The sequence below is a fragment of the Paenisporosarcina sp. TG-14 genome, from assembly GCF_000297555.1.
Lineage (GTDB): Bacteria > Bacillota > Bacilli > Bacillales_A > Planococcaceae > Paenisporosarcina > Paenisporosarcina antarctica.
Genome location: NZ_AMGD01000041.1, coordinates 14,186 through 34,876, shown reverse-complemented (window position 1 = coordinate 34,876; position 20,691 = coordinate 14,186). Strand labels below are relative to the sequence as shown.

General features: G+C 35.8%; 16 protein-coding genes and 2 pseudogenes. 7 read left to right on the top strand and 11 right to left on the bottom strand.

Translation table 11 applies throughout. The features are described 5' to 3' along the window. Nucleotides 1-227: 227 nt before the first annotated feature. On the bottom strand, nt 228-470 hold the full coding sequence (locus tag C406_RS20765) for a hypothetical protein (RefSeq protein WP_017381052.1): 243 nt from the start codon (nt 468-470) through the stop codon (nt 228-230). A gap of 27 nt (nt 471-497) precedes the next feature. Beyond that, a complete protein-coding gene (locus C406_RS20760) occupies nt 498-755 on the bottom strand; it encodes a hypothetical protein (RefSeq protein WP_192812607.1) in 258 nt (85 codons plus the stop codon). A 334-nt stretch (nt 756-1,089) separates the two neighbouring features. Here C406_RS20760 and C406_RS19605 point away from each other — a divergent pair, with 334 nt between their 5' ends. Continuing rightward, a complete protein-coding gene (locus C406_RS19605; RefSeq protein ID WP_017381051.1) occupies nt 1,090-4,185 on the top strand; it encodes a cell wall-binding repeat-containing protein in 3,096 nt (1,031 codons plus the stop codon). Nucleotides 4,186-4,374: 189 nt separating this feature from the next. Here the strand turns inward: C406_RS19605 and C406_RS0112880 are convergent. Both C406_RS0112880 and C406_RS20755 read right to left on the bottom strand, forming a co-directional pair. Continuing rightward, nucleotides 4,375-4,596, bottom strand: a pseudogene (locus C406_RS0112880) (CAP domain-containing protein); the annotation flags it as partial. Between the two features lie 643 nt (nt 4,597-5,239). Next, nucleotides 5,240-5,389, bottom strand: a complete 150-nt coding sequence (locus C406_RS20755) for a hypothetical protein (protein WP_017381049.1) — start codon at nt 5,387-5,389, stop codon at nt 5,240-5,242. A gap of 685 nt (nt 5,390-6,074) precedes the next feature. Here C406_RS20755 and C406_RS20535 point away from each other — a divergent pair. Beyond that, nucleotides 6,075-6,230 (top strand): annotated as a pseudogene (locus C406_RS20535) (YitT family protein); the annotation flags it as partial. A gap of 1,146 nt (nt 6,231-7,376) precedes the next feature. Here C406_RS20535 and C406_RS0112865 read toward each other — a convergent pair. The 3 genes from C406_RS0112865 to C406_RS20250 all read right to left on the bottom strand — a co-directional run bounded on the left by C406_RS0112865 (nt 7,377) and on the right by C406_RS20250 (nt 9,928). Then, entirely contained in the window at nt 7,377-8,369 is a 993-nt protein-coding gene (locus C406_RS0112865; RefSeq protein ID WP_017381047.1) for an NADPH:quinone oxidoreductase family protein, read from the bottom strand. A 187-nt stretch (nt 8,370-8,556) separates the two neighbouring features. Next, a complete protein-coding gene (locus C406_RS0112860) occupies nt 8,557-9,168 on the bottom strand; it encodes a TetR/AcrR family transcriptional regulator (RefSeq protein ID WP_017381046.1) in 612 nt (203 codons plus the stop codon). A 589-nt stretch (nt 9,169-9,757) separates the two neighbouring features. Beyond that, a complete protein-coding gene (locus C406_RS20250) occupies nt 9,758-9,928 on the bottom strand; it encodes an aspartyl-phosphate phosphatase Spo0E family protein (RefSeq protein ID WP_017381045.1) in 171 nt (56 codons plus the stop codon). A 1,252-nt stretch (nt 9,929-11,180) separates the two neighbouring features. Here C406_RS20250 and C406_RS0112850 point away from each other — a divergent pair. Continuing rightward, a complete protein-coding gene (locus C406_RS0112850; RefSeq protein ID WP_017381044.1) occupies nt 11,181-11,594 on the top strand; it encodes a VOC family protein in 414 nt (137 codons plus the stop codon). A 372-nt stretch (nt 11,595-11,966) separates the two neighbouring features. On the opposite strand, the gene C406_RS0112845 is transcribed toward C406_RS0112850, so the two are convergent. Next, nucleotides 11,967-12,836, bottom strand: coding sequence for a GNAT family N-acetyltransferase (locus C406_RS0112845; RefSeq protein WP_017381043.1), 870 nt, complete (start codon nt 12,834-12,836; stop codon nt 11,967-11,969). A gap of 264 nt (nt 12,837-13,100) precedes the next feature. Here C406_RS0112845 and C406_RS0112840 point away from each other — a divergent pair, with 264 nt between their 5' ends. Continuing rightward, nucleotides 13,101-14,555: a DUF2157 domain-containing protein gene (locus tag C406_RS0112840; RefSeq protein WP_017381042.1), complete on the top strand. Its 1,455-nt coding sequence runs from the start codon at nt 13,101-13,103 to the stop codon at nt 14,553-14,555. After that, on the top strand, nt 14,533-15,075 hold the full coding sequence (locus tag C406_RS0112835) for a GDYXXLXY domain-containing protein (protein ID WP_017381041.1): 543 nt from the start codon (nt 14,533-14,535) through the stop codon (nt 15,073-15,075). The genes C406_RS0112840 and C406_RS0112835 overlap by 23 nt, the downstream gene beginning before the upstream one ends. Nucleotides 15,076-15,372: 297 nt before the next feature. Here C406_RS0112835 and C406_RS0112830 read toward each other — a convergent pair whose 3' ends face one another. Continuing rightward, on the bottom strand, nt 15,373-16,785 hold the full coding sequence (locus C406_RS0112830) for a hypothetical protein (RefSeq protein WP_017381040.1): 1,413 nt from the start codon (nt 16,783-16,785) through the stop codon (nt 15,373-15,375). A gap of 128 nt (nt 16,786-16,913) precedes the next feature. On the opposite strand from C406_RS0112830, the gene C406_RS20900 reads away from it, so the two are divergent. Next, nucleotides 16,914-17,060: an ADP-ribosylglycohydrolase family protein gene (locus C406_RS20900; RefSeq protein ID WP_202802083.1), complete on the top strand. Its 147-nt coding sequence runs from the start codon at nt 16,914-16,916 to the stop codon at nt 17,058-17,060. Nucleotides 17,061-17,449: 389 nt separating this feature from the next. Continuing rightward, complete coding sequence (locus C406_RS20895) at nt 17,450-17,803, top strand: ADP-ribosylglycohydrolase family protein (protein ID WP_081503767.1); 354 nt, start codon at nt 17,450-17,452, stop codon at nt 17,801-17,803. Between the two features lie 74 nt (nt 17,804-17,877). On the opposite strand, the gene C406_RS0112810 is transcribed toward C406_RS20895, so the two are convergent. Continuing rightward, on the bottom strand, nt 17,878-19,068 hold the full coding sequence (locus tag C406_RS0112810; RefSeq protein WP_017381036.1) for a M14 family metallopeptidase: 1,191 nt from the start codon (nt 19,066-19,068) through the stop codon (nt 17,878-17,880). Nucleotides 19,069-19,408: 340 nt separating this feature from the next. Then, nucleotides 19,409-20,224 carry a MerR family transcriptional regulator gene (locus C406_RS0112805; RefSeq protein ID WP_017381035.1) on the bottom strand — a complete coding sequence of 272 codons (816 nt, stop codon included), beginning with the start codon at nt 20,222-20,224 and terminating at the stop codon, nt 19,409-19,411. Between the last annotated feature and the right edge of the window lie 467 nt (nt 20,225-20,691).

Genomic DNA, 20,691 nt, shown 5'->3' with positions numbered 1-20,691 from the left:
ATGACAAGATTTAATAATGATTTTGCAGGGGCTATAAATGTTATCTTGAAATTTATTTTCACAAGTATTTGTTACCTTTTATCAGGGGCGTTAATTGTCGGTATCCCGTCTAATTGCGTTAGTGTTTGATAAACTTAATTAAATGTGAATTATTGTACTTAAATTAACAAGGGACAGTTTAGTGGAACAACAGGCTGCCTTTACAAGGCGGATTAGAAACTAATTATTTAAATACAAGAATGGTTGTATGATATAATCAGATGTTTTTCAATCACTTCACGTAGATAATCAATAGAAAAAGCGCTCATGAAAAGCTGATCTACTAGCTCTTTCATGGGCGCTTTACAATCTTTTTTCTTATATTGTCCACGCAAGTAATCGATGACTGAAAACGTAATTTGTTCTTCAAGAATTCCGTACTGCAAATAGAAATCCAATATATTTTTGTTATCAAGAGGTAAATGGTCCATACAATCCTGGATAAATCGCTTCTTAAATTAGTAACGAACTTCCCAAATGTTACGGGAAGTGATTTGTTGCCACATGTCGATACGTCTTTCTTCTAGGTACAACTCGATATCTCCAGTGCTATAACTTGGGATTTCAATTGGTAGAACGTTCGTAGGTAAGTAAAGAGCTTCAGGTACACGTTCTTTTATAAAGGCGTGTAAATCTCTTATTAAATGCTCCACCCGTTCTTTTGGGGTCCACCGCCTTAGTGTCCTATCAATTCCCTCTGGGCCATCGTTTGACACATTCTTTATGGGATGTGGGGAGTGTCTATACCTACCTTACATAGTCAATTTGGAACTGTCCCATGATTACAGGAAAGGTTACAAATTAAATAGGTGAGACGTGGATTTGCAATGAGGGAATGAAGCAGTTAATTTCAATATATAGAGCAGTAAAAGCCTAAACCTATCGGTCTATAATTTATTAGGCTAAGTCCGTCATTCCGCTTAACCTCACAGTCCATGAATTGTATGGAATTATAGTTCATGAATTCAGAAAAATTGATTGACATATATTAGTCTTTTATAGTTTAATGGAAAATGTAGGTATTTTAATATGCTAAGTGGAGGTTTTCATATGAACAAAAGAAAGTTTACAAGATTAATGGTTTTCATTTTAATTTCAGTATTATTCTTCAGCCAAATTCCGTTGAAGGAAATTAAGGCAGCTGAAGCACCTGTGCCTAAAGAGGAAACAACATTAACTAACTCAACTCCAGTAGAAGGTGTTTTTGAATCTTCAGAACAAATTCATTGGTATACAGTAGACCCAACTGAAGGTGAAATTACTGATTTTACCCATTTACGCATGAAGCTTCAATCTGAAAAAGAGTTAAACATAACAGTTTTCTCTAGTCTAGAAAATGCGATAGAAAATCAAGCATTTGATAGATACATGGGTTATTCATATCAAAATCAACCTGCAATTATTGATTTTCCAATTGCATGGATTGGACCTTATTACATAAAGGTTGAATATTATGGTGAAGAAAATAGTGAGGGTGAAATAGAACAGCTGCAAGATGTGATTACCCCTTACACGATTAGCTATGATGGCGTTACACTCCCTCCAACTAATCAAGTCGCAGAAGGCACAGAAGAGTGCCCTGTGGAACTAAGCACTAAACAAAGAGAAAATGGCGAAAACATATTAAAAGATTTAAGAACTATCCGTGAAGACATTCTAGCAAAAACAGATAAAGGAAAAGATTTGTCTGCTATGTACTATAAAATTGCTCCATTCTTAAGTTCAAAAATGGTATTCAGTAAAACGATAAGAGACAACGTTTATAATGATTTAATGCAATTGAAAGGATTATTTACTGACGTTTCAACAAATGGCAGTGCGAGTGCCTACAAAATTACAAAAGAAGATCAGAAATCAATCAACAATTTGTATTCAATTTCTCTAGATTCTGTTCCAAATTTCTTAAAAGATCAAATCTTGAAAACTGGAAAGAGCATAGATATTTCGAATTTAACAAATAAAACGGTCTCTTCGATTCTGACAAAGGGCGGATTTGCTAAATCAAATGTAAGTAGCATTGAAAATCGTTTAATTGTCAAAATTAAAGATGGTAAAAAACTAAGCAACATCCTACCGAAAACGAAGTCATTTGGTATTGAGTCAATTACTCCTTTTGAAGCGAAGGGTTCAGTCTTCCCGAATATGTATGTGATGGAAGTTGAAGGTAGCTCATCTGATTTTAATGTATCATCTAACTCTTTAAAAGCAACATCTGAACAGGTTTCAAAGCTTTCTGATGTAGAATTTGTTGAACCTGTTCAGCAATATCATGCATTATCAGCAGATTCACAATACCCTTATCAATGGTCATTAAAGAACGATGGAAGCAGTCAAGGAATACCAGATGCTGATATTCAATTTGAAAAGCTTCAGGAATCATTAAAAGGAAAGCAAATGAAAGATTCGATTATTGCAGTGTTAGATACCGGGGTTGATCATACGCTTTCAGATCTAAGTGGCAGTGTATTAGCAAATTCTGGCTATAATTTTATTAATAATAGCTCAAATGCAATGGATGGTAATGGCCATGGTACTCATGTTTCAGGCATCATTGCAGCTGAAGCAAGTAATCAGTATTCAATGGCTGGCATCAATGCATACACTAAAATTCTACCTGTTAAAGTGCTTGACGATAGTGGTAGTGGCGACACGGAACAAATTGCGTATGGCATTAAATATGCTGTGGACAATGGGGCTAATGTCATTAATCTTAGTCTAGGGGGATCGTACAGCAGGGTGCTCGAATATGCGCTCAAATATGCAAATGATCATGATGTAACCGTTGTAGCAGCAAGCGGAAATGATGCATATGAAGAAATCTCTTATCCTGCATCTTCTCAATATGCTATTTCAGTTGGAGCAACTAATCGTCTTGACATTGTTTCGGACTATTCCAATTTTGGAAGTGGACTAGACCTTGTTGCACCAGGTACAGAAATACCGAGTCTTATGCCTGATGGCAATGTCACAATTATGAGCGGAACTTCTATGGCAACTCCTCATGTGGCTGCAGTAGCAGGACTTCTTCTCTCGCGAAATTTAGATTTATTACCAAGTGAAATAGAAAAGATTTTGTCAAAAACTGCACATGACGTTACATTTGATGAGCAAGATAATCCGGGAGATGACATTGGTGATTATCCATATGATGAAGAGGATCCTTACCCCATTGAACAGCCTGTACCAGGATACGATAATGTTTCCGGCTGGGGGAGACTTGATGCCAACGGTGCAGTAAGTTATCTTGATAAAAAGGAAGTCTCAATGGAACGTATTTTTGGGTCAGATCGTTATAAAACAGCAGTAAATGTGTCAACTAAAGGCTGGGATAAATCAGACGTTGCGGTCATTGCGACAGGACGAAATTATCCGGATGCATTAAGTGCAACACCGCTTGCCTATAAAAATAATGCACCTCTTTTATTAACAAATACAAACGCACTTCCAGCTACTGTGAAGGCTGAGCTTAAACGTCTAAAAGTTAAAAAAGTAATATTAGTTGGCGGAAAATCCGCTATTACAACTAATGTTGAAAAAGATATTAAAGGATTAGGTATTACGAATATCTCAAGAATCAGTGGGGCCAATCGATATGAAACATCTGTCAATATCGCTAAACAACTTGGAAGTACAGATCAGGCAGTAGTAGTGACAGGTGAAAGTTTCGCAGATGCTCTTTCAATCGCACCAATTGCTGCATCACTTAAAATACCGATTCTTTTAACGAAGAAAAATGAAATTCCAGATTCTGTTAGCCAATATGTGAAATCAAGTAAATTTAAGCAGACTTTTGTTATTGGTGGGACATCTGTTGTTCCAAATAAGATTGCCAATGGTTTCATAGACCATAAACGAATTAGTGGTACAACTCGTTATGATACGAATAGTAGCATTATTAATTATTTTGCTGATGAACTTGATATGTCCAGTCCATTTATTGCAACTGGTTCAAATTATCCCGATGCATTGTCTAGCTCTGCTTTAGCAGCTGTTCAAGGCAATCCGTTGATTTTAACAAATCCATCTGTTGCTCAGCAAACAACGAAAAACACAATTTCTAAGTATGCTGATTTAGCTGAAAAGTATTACATCATCGGGGGAGAAAAGGCTCTTCCTAAATCTTTAGTAGAATCATTATTTGAATAACATGTAGCAAAAAAGCCTGATTTCTTTCAGGAATTTAGCTCTAGATTGTTTGGGACAATTTGATAAAGGTTTTACAATGTTTCCATTTATTTCTTTACAATCATAGAATATTCTTATGTATATAAGGTTGCAAAAATATAGAAAAAACGGTCATCTCTAATAGTGAGATGACCGTTTTTTCTGATTTTATCATTTTTGAATAAATTGTTGTGTCCAGTAATGACCTTGTGCATCGTATCCAATTCCAATATGAGTGAAATTAGCATTCATGATATTTTCACGATGACCAGGTGAGTTCATCCATCCTTTTACAACTTCATCAGCTGATTTTTGACCGATTGCAATATTCTCTGCAGCTGCTCGGTAATCAATTCCAAGTGCTTTCATGCGATCGAATGGTGAGCCAAAAGAACACCACAAATAATGTAAATACCATTTTTGCACCAACGAACTTGTAACCGTTGAAAAAGAAGGGAATTATGCAAGCTTGATACCTGTCAAAGCCAATAAAGTAAAGGGGGCATTAGGGGTAACGAAATTACGTTTAAAGAAATATTAGAAGATGTAGATTTTCGTTATGGTGTAAATGGTAGCGCTGTAAAAGAAAATATTATTCTCAATCAATATCTAAATGAAAATAGATATTGAAAGCGAACAAGCTTTAGAGCAATTCATAGAGAAAAGGGAAAAACAATTTATGTAAGGAAAGCTTGCGGGAGGATTTCTATGACCATCAATAGACATTTGAAATCATTTATATATTATTAGATAGAAAAATAGTCACCGAAAAAGAATTAGCAGTTCATTTTGAGGTTTAGACACGAACCATATGTAGACTTATTTAGTGGGGCTGGGATTCCTATTTATTCCAGTAAAAGGAAAGGAGGAGGTATCTCTTTGCTAGAGGGGTACTCTTTTCATTACGAGATGCTATTATCCATCAATTTGTGATTCATTTTAGTTTGAATCGGTAGTTAGATCCTAATATAAGGCTAGAAGGCAAAAAAGCCGAGCGTGGCCAAGGCCCAACGCTCAGCTCTTTTTATTCAAACATTTAAGCAAATAAAGGATCATTATAATAGATGATTTGGGAAAGAATCTTGCTACTACCTTTAATATTCTTTAAAGCGTTCCTTGCTTCTTCTTCTTTATTAAATTCGTACATCTTAATATCATTCTTTAAAAAGAGTGTAATAACCCACATGAAAAATCCTCCTATTTTTTTACTTTGAAAATTATTTTATTCTTGTGTTCTCCAATAATTCTCAGAAGAATTAATTGATGCTAACATGTGGGATATCTTATAGTTTTTCTTTATAAATTCACCCCCCTTCCAAAATCAAATTCAATAAAGAAGACAACATGAGCAGTGTTTAGATGAGCCTTTTATAAGAATACTAAAAAAAAAGATTGAAAATGTTACATTCATAAGGCCTATTAAACGTATTATGATGATTTGGTTTACAGGAGTGTCTCCAACAAACACTATTTATTAAGAGCTTTTTCTACTCCTTTAAAACTGAATATAATAAATATACAGAATATATTCCGGGAATGCTAGTAATTGTGAAAAAATTCACAAAATAATTTATTGTTTGGACAAATTTTTGAAAATGGAGGGCAGATAACAACTTGTGATCAATGAATTGGTATTTAACACCAAGCTTGGACAGTCTCTACGATACCGAAAATGGATGAAGAGACTGATTATTTAACTGACATTATAAGGGGTATGCACTGCGTGTTGACATTACAACTGGAACAGAAAGTAATCACCATCGGCCCAAAATAAGAGTACATGAAAATAGATGGATGAATTAGGAGAGTTCATAATGGCAAAAAAACCGATGGCGCTAGAACGCCAACGGTTTCCAAAAATAGTGGGGTGCCACAGCAAAGCGGTTTGTTTTGGAATCGGCTTGGTTGTGATAGGATTAGGGACTGCAACTTATTTACACACGAATGTGGCTCCGTTTACAGTGGATCGATTAACATTGATCATACAAGAATTAACTAGGACCAGATGTCGAATGGACCGTCTGTTTAGGAGGGATGATACTAAGCAGCAACTGACCAAATCTATACAAATGAAGAACCCAGCAATCTTGTGTAAGAAAATTACTGGGTTTCTTCATTCAAATATAAAAATAAAGTTGTAAACTATCGAATAGATGGTGATCATCTATCAGAACTTTATGCTAAATTAGGATTAGAGATAAATTTAGAAAATATTAAAGTTTCTGAGATAACGGGTGATGTAGACGGTGAGTATGGTAAAAGCTCAAGCGAACCAATCAATAAGAGATAACCTTTTAAAATCTAAAAACCATCGTTTTTGAGATAGAGTATATATGAAAAATGGCAACCTCCAGATTCACTGAAGGTTGCCATTTTACTTTTGAGGGAGCAACTCTTTTGTAATGCCTTCATAGTTTAGGAAGACCTACTTATTATTTTTTCAAATCTTACAATAGGTTAAATTTTCTTTATATAGAAGAGGGGGAATCGGTAGTTGGATCCTACATCTAAAGGCTAGAAAGCAATAAGCAGAGCCAACATTGATTGAGTAATACGTCGAGTTCTTGACTACATAACTTTCTTTTTTGCCCTAATAAGATGTTGTCTCGTATTTTTATTTTTTGTGCGTTAGGTAATCTTAAATATGAAATGAGTTTCTTCTATTATATAGTTATAACAATAATGATTCTTCATACTCCCTGTAATAATAGTTGCCTTTTTATTCTCTAAATGACCACTAATCAGTAAAGAACCCATTAGATGTTAGTAAAATATTTGACACTCATATCCTAACCTCTTTTTATTTTCTATATTCTCTATTCAAGTAAATGATAAAAACACACTATTAAAGAAGAATTAATTTATAGCTTCTAATAGGTGAGTATAAAAAAGTCTTTTTGATGAGAAAAGGACAATGATTGGCTTATACAATTTGGCAACTCTGTGTTCACACTCAGGAACAAATAACCTTCCAATGACATTTAATTGGAAGGTTATTTACTATTTAGTTCGGTTCACGTATATATTTGAATTAAGGAAAGTTGTTTTTTGTAGAAGCTAATTGGTAAGCTAAGCACTTCACTTATAAAAGCGCCCTTAGCTGTTACCCATTCAAGCTGCGAGATAATCAAATCATGTTATTCTCGTAAAATAATCGAGGTGTATTATCCCTGCTACAGTTTCAATATTGTTCTTCCTTTTAATTTCCCCTCAATGATAAGTGACAATGTTGTTGGTAATTCATCTAACGTTGTTTCACTTGTAATTTTATCTAGCATATCCGGTTTGAATTCATTAGCCATTCGTTCCCAAAGCGCGACACGCGTAGTCATAGGACAATTCACTGAATCAATTCCAAGTAAATTAACTCCTCTTAGGATAAATGGGAAGACAGTAGTAGGGACACTGATTCCGCCTGTTAATCCGCTGACGGCAACGGAACCTCCATATTTCATTGTACTTAATATATATGAAAGAGTTTTTCCTCCAACTGGGTCAATTGCGGCAGCCCAACGCTGTTTATCAATTGGTCTTATTTTTTCGGGTTGCAATTCTTGACGTGAAATGACTTCCTTCGCTCCAATGCTGTATAAAAACTCATGTTCTGATTCTTTTCCAGTACTAGCAACTACATGATAGCCAAGTTTAGATAGAATGGACACCGCGGAACTTCCAACACCCCCAGTAGCTCCAGAAACCAGAATCGGACCTTTGTCGGGACCTACGCCATTCTCTTCTAATCGTTGAATTGAAAGAGCTGCTGTAAAACCTGCTGTTCCATAAACCATTGCTTGTTTCATAGTTAGCCCTTTAGGCAAGGGAACAATCCAATCGGACGGAATGCGAGCGTATTCACTAAATCCCCCAAAATGAGAAACACCAATCTCATAACTTGTCGCAATTACTTCGTCACCTTCCTTAAAACGAGCATTAGTAGATGAAACGACGGTACCAGCCATATCAATACCTGGTATATGAGGATATGTGTTAACAATTTGTCCATTAGGAATGACAGCGAGACCGTCTTTGTAATTGACGCTAGAATAAGCAACACGAATGACGATATCACCCTGAGGCAGATCATTTAAATTTAGACGAGTAACGTTTACAGAAATATTATTTTCATTATTATTTACTACTAATGCACGAAAGCTAGTATCTTTCATAGGAATTACCTCCAGTTTAATTGTATTCATTGTCTCTAAAACGGTTGTTCAAGTTGATATTGCCTGATTTGATAGCTGGAACTACGATTTATTCCTCATTTCATCAAAGTATTTTAAATTACTATATAACAGTAAGCAGTTATACGCAATAATAAAATGACCAGTCAATCTTTTTTATTTAAAAAAATTATATTTTTGAATCATTAGTAGGTGCTTTGTTTAAATAAGCAATGACTGTTTCATAACAATTCTCCCGGTACAAACTATGTAACTGTTCTTCATTTCTCATCAACCATTGAAGAAGATAGCCATCAATTGATGAGCGTATCATATAGCTTCCTTTTTCAATATCCACATTTGTAAAAATACCTTCAGATTGTCCTTTTTTAATAATTTCGCTTCCTATGAACCAACAATTTTTATAAAAATTGTTATTTATACTTCGTAATCGCTCACTTTGATTCACTTGCGCAAGAAATTCGAGATATACTCGGTAAAATACCCGATTTTCTTCAGGACTTTTGAATGCAGTGTTTACATAGGCTCGTAATTTGTCAACTGCTTTATCTTCTTTGTTAATTGCTGCATACTCATTCTGATAGATCTTCTCTGTCATCCAATCAAGCAGGTGATAAAAAACATCCTCTTTATTAGTAAAGTAATAACTAATTACTCCTTTACTAACGTCAGCATAGTCAGCAATTTCTTGAAGGGTAACAGCAGAAAAACCTTTATCGCAAATCGCATTAAGAGTCGCGCGCAATATTTGTTTTCGACGCTTTTCTGCTCGATTATTCATAAAATCACCATCCTAATTCAATATATAGTAGGTATGTTTAATAACACAAATACGTTTTAAAGATAATACCACAAACACCCCGGCAGTCCAAGGAGTTAAGACTAATGTTGTTCACGTATACATGGAGTGAAACAATAAGACGGCAGGCATCATCAGCTATGACTCTTCGGGCGGTGTACAGGAAGGCGAATCACTGGGCATCATAATATTAGCGGAGATGCAAGGTGGCTTCCGTCAGAACCCATTCCCCAGTTACCTGCACAGTACGAGTCACGCCGGGAGCGGTTGGTCAACTATCTTATTCCGGTAGAAGTCCGACCGCTCGATTAATAGAGATAAGTTTGCGAACTGGATAATCTGATGCTGCCCAATCTTTTCTGAAAAGGCTTCCTGATATGTCTGCACTTGAATTGCTCCTTATGATGAACGCCCAAGAAGACTCAAGTGAATCAGAAGTAGGATTTCTTTCATAGCAAAGTATATTTTCACTTACCTATTCCTGTGTACTCACTTAGATAATATAAAAAATCGCATTCACCCTGTTGTATGGTTGCGATTTTAGTTTATATTTAGTTAAAACTTAATCAACTCAATAGAATCCTTTTATTTCTTGGTATTGATTAAGTAATACGTCGAGTTCTTGACTACATGCAACTACATTAGCGTGCGTAAAACCAAAATGCTTTGCTCTATGGTACATAACTTTCTTTTTCAATATTATTCGCCCTAATAAGAACATTTTACTGTGCATATTTTTCATCATTCCTCTTTTTTAAAATCCAGCATTAAATCAATAGAACATATTATATCAACATATTATAACATTGGTATTGTAAAAAAATGTCGAATTGTGTACAAATGAAAAATAATTTAAATTTCTGTACTAGGGGTATCGGTTATTCAACTAAGTAACCGTTAGCCAAAACAAGGGATAAGTTTACTACATTAATCTTTCCGTCCGTAAAATCTCGATTCACATACTCAACTTGCATGCAACGCAGGTTGACATAACATACCGATTAGGAAGTAAACACCTTCAGAATTAATGATGAAATAAGGGAAATCAAAGCTTTGTTGAGAAAACTAGGAGTTAATGAACACCCTACATTTATAGTGTTCTGTGCGTGTCACTTTAGTTGGTATTTTACGCATTTAACGTTAAAACCCAGCTATCTTGAAATGAGAGGATTAGCTGGGTTTCTTCATTATTTTCGTCCAATCACCAAGCTATTCCGTGCAGCTTCTACGACTTCTGTGGTAATTGATTTCTTGAATACCATCCAGTCAAAAATGGAACCCCCTAAGACATTGCTTAGCAGAAGCTACATTTAACATTTTATAGAGAGAAGAAGTTGAACTATATCTGTTAGCAGAGTTCATTGCTTGAGAAGTCCATATCAGTCTACTAAGGTAGTTCAGTTTAAACAAACTAAAGAAGGTTATTTAAAGGCTTCGACTTGTTCGCTCATCACTTTTGTCATATTTGAAATCGTCTGTGGGTGGAGGGAAGCTCCATTTCTGTATTTTCCGCAACCTCTAGGTGTAAAGGAACACTTCTGTAATGTCTTTTTTTTACTAGAGCTTGCATGATATCTTATATAAAATGGTTCATAGGGAAGGCATCTTTTCTATGAATTGGTTGTGGTGACTTAATTCTAAAAGAAAAGGTCTTCCTTTTTCTATTTATTCATTTAAACAAGATAATTTACGCTCTCTCACTGATTCTTCCTGTGTAGATTTAGAAGTGTTAGAATTAAAAACAAGACTAACCGAATTGACACGAATAAGAAATCGTGGATTCTATAAAAGAATAAGTAAAATTTATGTAAGAGCGAAAGAAGAGGGAAAATGTTAATATAGCCGATATAATATTATAACAATGATTGTTTGTCTAAAAAAGAATGTGACAATAAAATACTGATAAATCTGATTTTTGTTCTTACAAAATTAAATTAAAGAATATTATTGTATCAATAAAAATAAAAGGTTATAGGGCAAAAGGAGGTACTAAATTGGAATATGTTTTAGATCACGTTGGAATTGCCGTTAGAAGTATTGATGACGCTCTTCCGTTTTATATTAATGTATTAAATGGTGTATTAGAGGACCGTTATACAAGTGATACATCTGGTGTTGAAGTGCACGTTGCTGTTGTCAGAACTAATGATAAAGTAATTGAATTACTGGCACCAACCAATAAGAACTCTCCAATGGCTCGGTTTATAAAGCAACGAGGAAAAGGGGTGCATCATATTGCATATCGAGTTGATGATTTGGACAAAGCAATACTCGAGGCAAGTAAAAGTGGAGTTCGTTTTCTAGAAGACACGCTACGTACTAACACACGTGGAAGAAGACTCATTTATGTAAATCCCTCATCAACTGATGGGACTTTAATTGAACTTTGTGATTATTCAAATATTTAAAGGGGGCCTAATTAGAATTATCATCAATGGTAGAAGTAAGTCGAAGAAAAACAATATGGAGAATTAACGTAAACGTTACATCAACTTTAAAGTTCTTCAACTAATGTGGAATGCATAAATAATAGTACAGAACTTAGTTACATTTAGTGCAACGGCTTACAGTGTTACAAGGTTAATTGAACTACTTATTATTATGAGCAAGCTACGAAAAAAAGATTACTTTTTAATACATGAAACGAAGGACACACATCACCGCAGGATGGCCAGTAAAAAAAGAGGATGAGCAGGGATTTTTGTCTCGCTTATCCTCTTTTTTAAAAGTAAATTTGGTTCAGACCTGGAAACCTGACCGGCTCAGAAAAAAGTCACTTGTTAGGTCTTTCTTTGCTCTCGATTTATTCCATATAAAATCCAGGGAGAGGGGAGTACGAAGGGATGGTCACTTGGTAGGGACTGTGTTGCTTCCTTGGTTAAATCCATCCAAATATAGGTTTCATACACAACATAATCAGCTAACTTTCGATATGCTGCAGCTATCGTTTCCCATAGCCCTTCCTGTTCCATTAGGTCATTCCACGGGTAGACCGTATGAAGGTAATAATGGTCTTTTAAATCGGATTTCGTAATCAGTACCCTTGTTGCAGTTTCATTTTCATAAAAGGACCACTTCATCAGCTTTTCCTCAGGAAATAATTCCTCTGAAGCAGGGAAAGCGTAATAGCATTCATATGGAAAAATAGCACCTGTTTTCACGTATAACTGATTAATCCATTTCTTCTTCCGATCAAGATCGTACACTTCCTGCCACGCACGTGCACCATTTTCAAGCGAGGAAACATTCTTTGTGGTGGCTTCCTGGAGAGTTGCAAGCTCTATAAGTCCAAGTTTTTGCAGGACACGCTGAGCTGGAAGATTTTCCTCCTGAGTATTCGCCCCGACCCACTGAATATCCGGTAGTTTAAACACGTCTTCTATGACTTGGACCATCAATTGTGAAGACAAACTGTTTCCTCTGTAGCGCTGGTCACTGCGCATTCTTCCAATCATGGCATATCGTTTCTCAAAAATCGTATATCCACCAATACTGACAAGTTTGTCACCCCAAAACAATCCATATAGTCGATTGTCGCCTGTTACGAGTTTATTGAAAATTCGTATGACGTAATCATCTTTTATTCCAGTTTCCATTGCTTCGAGATAAGACAAATCATCAATGGTTAAAAGTCGGATCAACTTATCCATTCGCTGACACTCCCTGTACGTGCTAAATTGTATGTATTTGCTTTACTATTATAAGCGTGTAGGGGTTTATTTGCATGTGATTACTAGTGAAATCAGTAATTACATAACTAGATACAGAATGTATTCCCATACTAATTACAACTTTTACTGCACAATTTATGAACCCACCATGGTTGAGAAAACATCAAAAGAATCTGAGCTAATAAAGTATATGAATATTCTCTAAAAATGGTAATATTATCATATGAGTAAGGAGGGTGTCATTTGAAGAGAAGAGTTTCAAGATTAACCTATGAGTTTCTTAAAAAGGAGTTTATTTTTCTAGAGAAAACAGGCCATTTAGATAAAGGGCAATCGAATAAATTGATTGATTTATACGAATCTCCAACAAAACAAGTGCAACCACAACTGGTTAAAATGAACGCAGTACAGATTCTATCCATCATTGGAGGTATCCTAATAGGTTTAGGCATTCTAAGCTTTGTGGCGAGTAACTGGTCAGAGCTTACGAAGACATTCAAATTTTCAATATTATTAAGTACGCTTATCGTGTTCTATGTTGTGGGCTTTACTTTAGAAAAGAAAAAACCGCATCTCTCTAGAGCCTTTTATTATATAGGGGCATTTGCATATGGTGCTGAAATATTCTATATCGGACAGATGTTTCATTTAGGTGGAAATTTAGAAGATGCCTTCTTAATGTGGGGAATCGGTATTCTGCCATTAGCGTTGTTTTTAAAAGATAAAATATTAAAAGTAGCAAGTCTAGTATTTGTTTATGCATTTATTGAAATAAAGTTTCTTTTTGCAGATGGGTTATTAGAATATGCACCTATTCTCATCATTCCAGCATTATTTGCATTTGGTTACTATTTCACGCGAAACAACATGTATGTAAAAGTGGTAAACTTCATTATTCTCTATCAATTTATTGAAATGACCTTCATGTTTGCAGATGACTGGACCAAGTATTTACCAATCGCCATTATTCCAGCACTTTTTGCACTAAATTATTTTGTAATGAATAAATCAGTTGAACTAATGATTGCAAACTTTGTTTTACTCTATCAATTCATTGCCATGCATTTTTTATTCGAACCTATATTCGAACATAACAATTTTCCTTATGTAGCTCTATTAGCGGTACCGATTCTTTTCTATATAGGACATGTAATTATGCATAAGTCACGACCATTATTCATCGTCAACTTCACATTTACACTAATATTATCAGCACTCTTATTTTATCACTTCGAGTATGAAAATTTTGCAGCCATAGCACTTTTCTACTTCACACTATGGATGCTCATAACTTATATACAACATACGGATTATAAAGATTTTATGAGGTTAACAGGGACATTACTACATTTCCCAACTGCTTTAATATTGTCAATTCCTGATGTATGGTTTCCTATGTTTTACAAGGGGCTAGGCAATTACATGGATGCGCCAGACTCCAAAGCTTTAATAGCGTCAGTTGTTTTCTCAGTCTTCTATCTAATCTATGCACTGACACTTGTTAAAAAAGAGAATCTGTTCGGAGTAGCAATTGTCTGTGTGTTCGTCTTACGTTTCTATGTAGATCTATCACTAGCATTTATGGACAAATCAATTGCTTTCATCATAGGGGGCTTATTATTACTAGGTCTAGGCTACTGGTTTGAAAAGACGCGGAGAAAGGAGATGGTTAAGAGTGAAGAATCTCTCAAAGAATAAATTATTTTTAATCTCTCTTCTTCTTCCAGTCATACTTTTGTTAAGCATGACAGTAAAACCATTGATCACAATCTATTATGGCGAAACAGTAAGGCTACAAACAGTGCCGGTAGATCCTAGTAACTTGTTCTACGGCGACTATGTGGATTTAGACTTCGAAGCGGAAAACATAGCGATTGATGTTGTCGAAAAGTCTTTACGCAAAAGACTTGAGGACAACACAACCGGTAGTTACCCTCAAGATGACTTAAAAGTGTATATACTCTTAGCATATAGTAATGAAACGGAAACCCACAAAGTTACTAGCTTAACAGTTAGTAAGCCAAAATCAGGTACCTACATTAAAGGCATACTAACCCCATACATTAACGAGGGTAAAGTGAGAGTGTCAATTCCTATTGAGCAGTACTATCTAGAGGATGACACTGGATCAAAGTTGGAAGACCAAGCACGCAAAGGGGAGCTAATAGCAACAATTAAAGTACACAAAGGATACGCAATCTTAAGGAGTGTAGATTAATTTCTGTTATTTAAAACTCAACTTAATCTGGATTGATATCAAAATTTAACATGGCTGACACCAATTAAGAAGGACGCACATGACGCGGCACGATTCGACATAGTAAAAGAGGATGAGTGAAGGCTTTTGCCCCGCTCATCCTCTTTTGTTATTTAGGTTATATTGCTTCAGATTGAGTTCGAGTGCGCCCTAAAAACATGATAGATTAATTGTCAATCAATTACTATAATGATTGTGAATTTGTAGTTTAAATTCGCCATTGCAGTCACTTGACTATTATATCCTTCAACTCAAAAATTATAAAAGAACTATCGTTTGAATAAACACCTGCACTAGAAAATAAAATGCGATAGCAAATTTCAAATTGAAGCGGAGTCCATTTTTTATGCCACTGAGTCCATTGACGCTGCTTAAAATAATAACCGGCATGACAAAAGGCGATAGAATAATTGAAATGACGCTTCCAGAAGTGATGGCTAGCACAATCAATTCAGGTGGATAAGGCAGTTCAACTCCATTTAATATCCCCGCTACTAAGACGATGACAGGCAACGGGCCTAACCCAATGAATCCAAGGAAAATAACGATAAATGGAATCAAGAAAAGAATATTGATTACCGGCACGATATCAGTCAAAAAGTTCATGCCACCAATCACGTAAAGTCCGACAGTAGTCTGATTCAAGGAATAAATTAGTAAGCCAGCCGACAGTAAAATACTGAATTGCTGAGCCTGTTTTGCAATCCCTTGAGACAAATAGAATGTATTATTAGTAAGGAAACTCTTTTTTCGTCTTTTGATGAGAAAGTAAAGACAAGTCCAAACAAGAATAACCATTGGAATGACCAGTAAAAATTCCAGTCCTGAAATTTCATGGGCAAGAAAAATCGTTCCAAACAGTGAGATAAAAAGGAAAATAAATTCTGCTACATCTCGATTCCAATAGCCTGGATTGCGAGAGTTTTTTACTGCTTTGTCAATTTCCAACTGTAAAGTTGTTGTAAAATCGGCGTTGTAATCCTTTTCCTTAAAGTAGGAAAAAGCAACAGCAAGCAGTGTTCCAGCAAACGCGAAAATGAAGCCCAACAGCATCGACTTCCAAAGAGTTGCTCCAAGTGCCTCTACAGCAAAGATAAAACTTGGAATACTAATGACCCACATTGTAGATAAAGCAAAGCCACGCAAAATGGCGGTTCCTTTAAAGTTTTCCCATGCTTCATCTTTATGTTCACTCAAAAAAGAATCGATAAAACGATACATCATCGGTACTGCTCCGAATAGCAAAAAGTGAGAAATTACTTGTGTCATAGCCATCAATCCAAAATAAAAACGTTGGCTTTTATTAAGCAGGTTATGGAAAAAGCTCATAATTTCTTCTATATATGGCTCTTCTTTTAATACCCAACTGATCATTGGCACAATGAGCAATAGTCCAATTAATTCTCGCATTTGTGTTAATCCTTCAATTAAATCGTTCCACATTGAATCACTAGTAAAAAACAGCACAAGTAAAGACATTATTATCAAAAATAGCTGCAGTTGAAAATTTTTCACTGGCAATAACCAATAGGCAAAAATCAAGGTAAGGAAGCCGAAAACAGAAAGCAAAAAAACGAAAAAGGCAGCATCATCATAGAAATATGTAATGAAGTGCAATAAAGCATAAAATGATACGGAAAAGGTAAATCCTCTAGCTGCGAATAATTTCAAATGGGATCCTCCTCTTACTAAGCCTTTCCGCTTTTGTTTTCTATTTTACACCTTATTGTACAAGCAATGAATTAAATTGTTCTAAAATCATAAAATCTTTAAAAGACAAGAGTTTATAATTTCAAGACTTGCAACTATCATCATCAGGGATTTCGGAAATTACAGACGACACACAAATGACTCTATTCACAGTTGAAGGAATCTTAAAAGCTGAAAATAGAGGAATGTCAAAAGGGGTTTGTCATCCTCCGTCAGTCGTATCAGATGGCTGCTGAAACAGGGGAACCCAAGAATCGAAGAATATGAATGGGTTTATGATGGTTGGCTGCTGGGGTAAAAAGAACTTCATGCAAGGAGAGCTCCTGGAAATACTTGTTTATTTCGCTCTTTCAAGCGGGCAACATGGGACTATAGATGAACAGCAAGGACTGTGGCGGGGTTATGCGGGTTGCGCCTACAGGAATATTTTATGAAAAATCACTTGCTTTTAATATGGCAGTAGAGTTTGCTGCTCTCACTATGGACATCCATCGGGTTATCTTTAAGCCGGGGTTCTATCATTTATGATTTCTTCTATTATAAAAGGTCAGAACATTGAACCCGCGGTCAAAGATACACTAATGGAGCTTGAAAGACATAAAAATCTTGAGAGTGCGGAGAAAGCATTGAGAAGGCTCTGGAGCTTTCTCACAATGATATTTCTGATACTGAGGCGATTACACAAATTGGTGAGGGGTGGGGTGGGGGAGAAGCACTAGCGATTTCAATTTATTGTGCATTGAAGTACAGGGGGGATTTTAAGAAGGCATTAACTACAGCAGTAAATCATAGCAGGGACAGCGATAGTACTGGTGCTATAACGGGTAATATTCTCGGATTTTTTTTGGGTTTGAACAGTATTCCTTCTGAATGGGTAGAGAATGTTGAATTGAGTGAGAGTATTCTACAAATTGCTGATGATCTGCTAATAAAGCATCAAGATACTCAAGAATGGTGGGAGCGTTATCAGTGTTATTAAGAGGTAGTAGAAATACAGGAGCGGCAGAAATTGCATCTTCGGCCGCTATTCATTTTTAAACCAGAAGCTTCACTTCACATATATAAACTAGCTAGAAAAATGCCGAGATTTTCTTGATATATTTCATAAAATTGATCAATCGGTAAAGGATTTATTCCTCTACCTAATTCGATAGTGAATCCCGGTCTTCGCCATTCTTGGATAAACCAATCTTTATAGCCAGCATAGCTATCGACATATTGAATAGGGAGGTAACCGCTCACTCTAGAAAATTCATTTACAATCGTTTCAGACTCTGTTGGTTCAAGCCCTTGGAAGCCCCAATAAATCTCTTTTCCTTGTGTATGGTATGTTAAAGCACGACCAAAATTTGATTCTGTTGTTAAGTTCGCGATAGCGATTGATTCTGGCTCTGTTAAAGGACTTTCTCCTGGAAAGTCTCTTGGTGAAGGCTTAGTAGGTCTCCCTTGAGCTTCTTCTTCCCAAAGAGCTGGGAATTGATTATTTAAGTCAACACCTCGTATATTTGCTTTCCATCCGGAAAAATCCATACTGCCATTATTGATGGCTAATACATCACTGCGAAACGGCTCCTCATCAGGGGCACCGTTAATCACTAAATCGACACCATCAGGATTAATCATAGGTACAATCGATAAAATAACAGAATCATAAAAAGGGGATATATCAAGTCCTCTTATGTCTTCTGAATTTGTTAGTGCTAACAAATATTGATTTAATGTTTGCATTAATATAGGTGTCGTCATCCATTCATTTGCATGGATTGAACCATTCAAGTGTACTCTTTTTTCTCCACGACCGATTCGTAACTCAGTAATTTCCTTCGCCATAACTGAACTTCCTATTGAACGTGCCCATACAAACGGATAAATCTCAATGAGATGACGAATATCATTCATTAACGCACTGTAAGTATAATTTCTATTTCCTTGAACGATTGAACTCTGTACTCTAAAAGGAACATTAATGGACTGTCCAATCTTTAGGGAGTTAGGGGTTATTGTTGGGTTTAAAATATAGAGCGTATTAATATTGAAACCTAATTGATTAGCGATCCCCCACAGGGAGTCTCCAGGTTTAATGGAAAAAAAATTAACGTAATATCCTGGTATTCGAATATTTTGACCTACTTGTAACTTGGATGGATTTACATCTGGGTTAGAATCCGCAATCAATTTTAGAGGGATATTAAAAAGCTGGCTATAACTCCAAAAGTTATCGCCTTGTCGTACTTGAATATTCATTCCTTATATCTCCCTTATTAGAAGTTATTAATAAATGTATGATGTAAAAAGTGAGATTATCATTTAGTCGTTAAGGAAAAGTGAGATTGTTTCATTTGAATGACTCATCGTTGGAGGGTGGCAACCAATATGAAGGGAAAGTTTACAAAGAAACGAAGGACGGACTTTCATCGGAGGCCACAAAAAAGAGACGAGAGGTTGCCTGCTCGTCTCTTTTGCATTTAAGGTTATGGTACAAGTGGTTGTGTTCGTAAGACGAACTGTAAACTTGATTGGTAAATTTCAATCGACTCACTACTAATAAGTGGGTATACGCATTTCAATCCGTAAGGACATTAATTTATTGGGTGCTTTTCTCAACGGGAACTTGAAGTTCAGTTAACCAGTCATCTTCGTTGTCTTTATTCCAAATGCCATCAATGTAGCTTTCTCTCGGGTCACCGCTAACGGAGAAGTTATTGTCCTCAATCCATTTAAACACATAGGAATATGCTTCGCTAAGTTTACTGTAGGATCCTTTATGTAGGACAGTTACGGCCTGGTCACTTTCAATTTTTTTGAATGTAATTGAGTCAGTTTCAACTCCAAAGTGGTCTACTGCCTCACAGAATTCTACATGAAAATCCTTTTCTTTATATTCACCATCCAGATAGACGATAAAGGAGTACTCAGGTTTGGACAGCTTCATTAACGGGTTTGCGGCCATCACTTCCACTCCGAGGGCTGGAATTAACTCGAAGTAGTCGTCATAACTAGAGATGTGCATTTTTTTCGAGTAAACGATGCATTCGGGTAAATCTTTGATTACTGCCTGATAACTCATAGTAAAACCCCTTTTAAGTTCGTTCTTATAGTTTTTGATACGAGAGAGCTTGTCAGCGAAGGCCATTATTTCTCTCTCTAGTTCAGCTTCTTTTTTGTCGAGGATCTGATGAAGATTATTCCGGCCTTTCACCGACGAGATGTCGTCAATCGAAAAGCCCATCTGCTTCAAAGCGATAATCTGATGAAGCTGGATTAGCTGTTCGGAAGTGTAGTATCTGTAGCCATTGGTCACATCGATGTGGTCCGGTTGTAAAAGCCCAACTTCATCGTAATACCTGAGTGTTTTGATGGTCGTTTTTGAAATCTTAGAAAATAATCCAATTCGATACATTTACTTGACCTCACATTCTCTCGTTCTGTTCAATCATAAGTACTCCCCTAACTGGAGGGTCAACATTAATTTAACTAGTTTATTGTGAGCTATGAATTATTTGCCATGAAGACCTTCATGACCTTTTGTACATTAGTTTAGCTGCTACAAATTGTATTGGAAAGTGCTTCGGTAAACTTGAAATTAAAAGTAAGGGAAACATTTAAGGGTTGTTAACGGAAAAAATGACAGGAATATGAATGAAAACCTGTTTGTATGAAATACTAGGTAAGTCAATTTACTTATACTACATGAATAATCAATTATTGTGACTAAAACGAAGATGGAGTAAGATTGCAATTAGTGCACGTGTCTTTCTATTATAAGCTTATTAAACCAAACATAAGTAAGGAAAAGTGGTTTTAAAAAGCTTATTAGTGGTATTAAAGGAAATAGGAAAACTTGAGTGTAAAAAGATATGGAGGGGA

Bases quoted from the DNA above. Each gene is read 5' to 3' on its own strand.
- C406_RS20765 (WP_017381052.1), bottom strand. From the start codon at position 470: ATGGACCATTTACCTCTTGATAACAAAAATATATTGGATTTCTATTTG.
- C406_RS19605 (WP_017381051.1), top strand. From the start codon at position 1,090: ATGAACAAAAGAAAGTTTACAAGATTAATGGTTTTCATTTTAATTTCA.
- C406_RS20755 (WP_017381049.1), bottom strand. From the start codon at position 5,389: ATGTGGGTTATTACACTCTTTTTAAAGAATGATATTAAGATGTACGAA.
- C406_RS0112865 (WP_017381047.1), bottom strand. From the start codon at position 8,369: ATGAAAGATACTAGCTTTCGTGCATTAGTAGTAAATAATAATGAAAAT.
- C406_RS0112860 (WP_017381046.1), bottom strand. From the start codon at position 9,168: ATGAATAATCGAGCAGAAAAGCGTCGAAAACAAATATTGCGCGCGACT.
- C406_RS20250 (WP_017381045.1), bottom strand. From the start codon at position 9,928: ATGAAAAATATGCACAGTAAAATGTTCTTATTAGGGCGAATAATATTG.
- C406_RS0112845 (WP_017381043.1), bottom strand. From the start codon at position 12,836: ATGGATAAGTTGATCCGACTTTTAACCATTGATGATTTGTCTTATCTC.
- C406_RS0112810 (WP_017381036.1), bottom strand. From the start codon at position 19,068: ATGAATATTCAAGTACGACAAGGCGATAACTTTTGGAGTTATAGCCAG.
- C406_RS0112805 (WP_017381035.1), bottom strand. From the start codon at position 20,224: ATGTATCGAATTGGATTATTTTCTAAGATTTCAAAAACGACCATCAAA.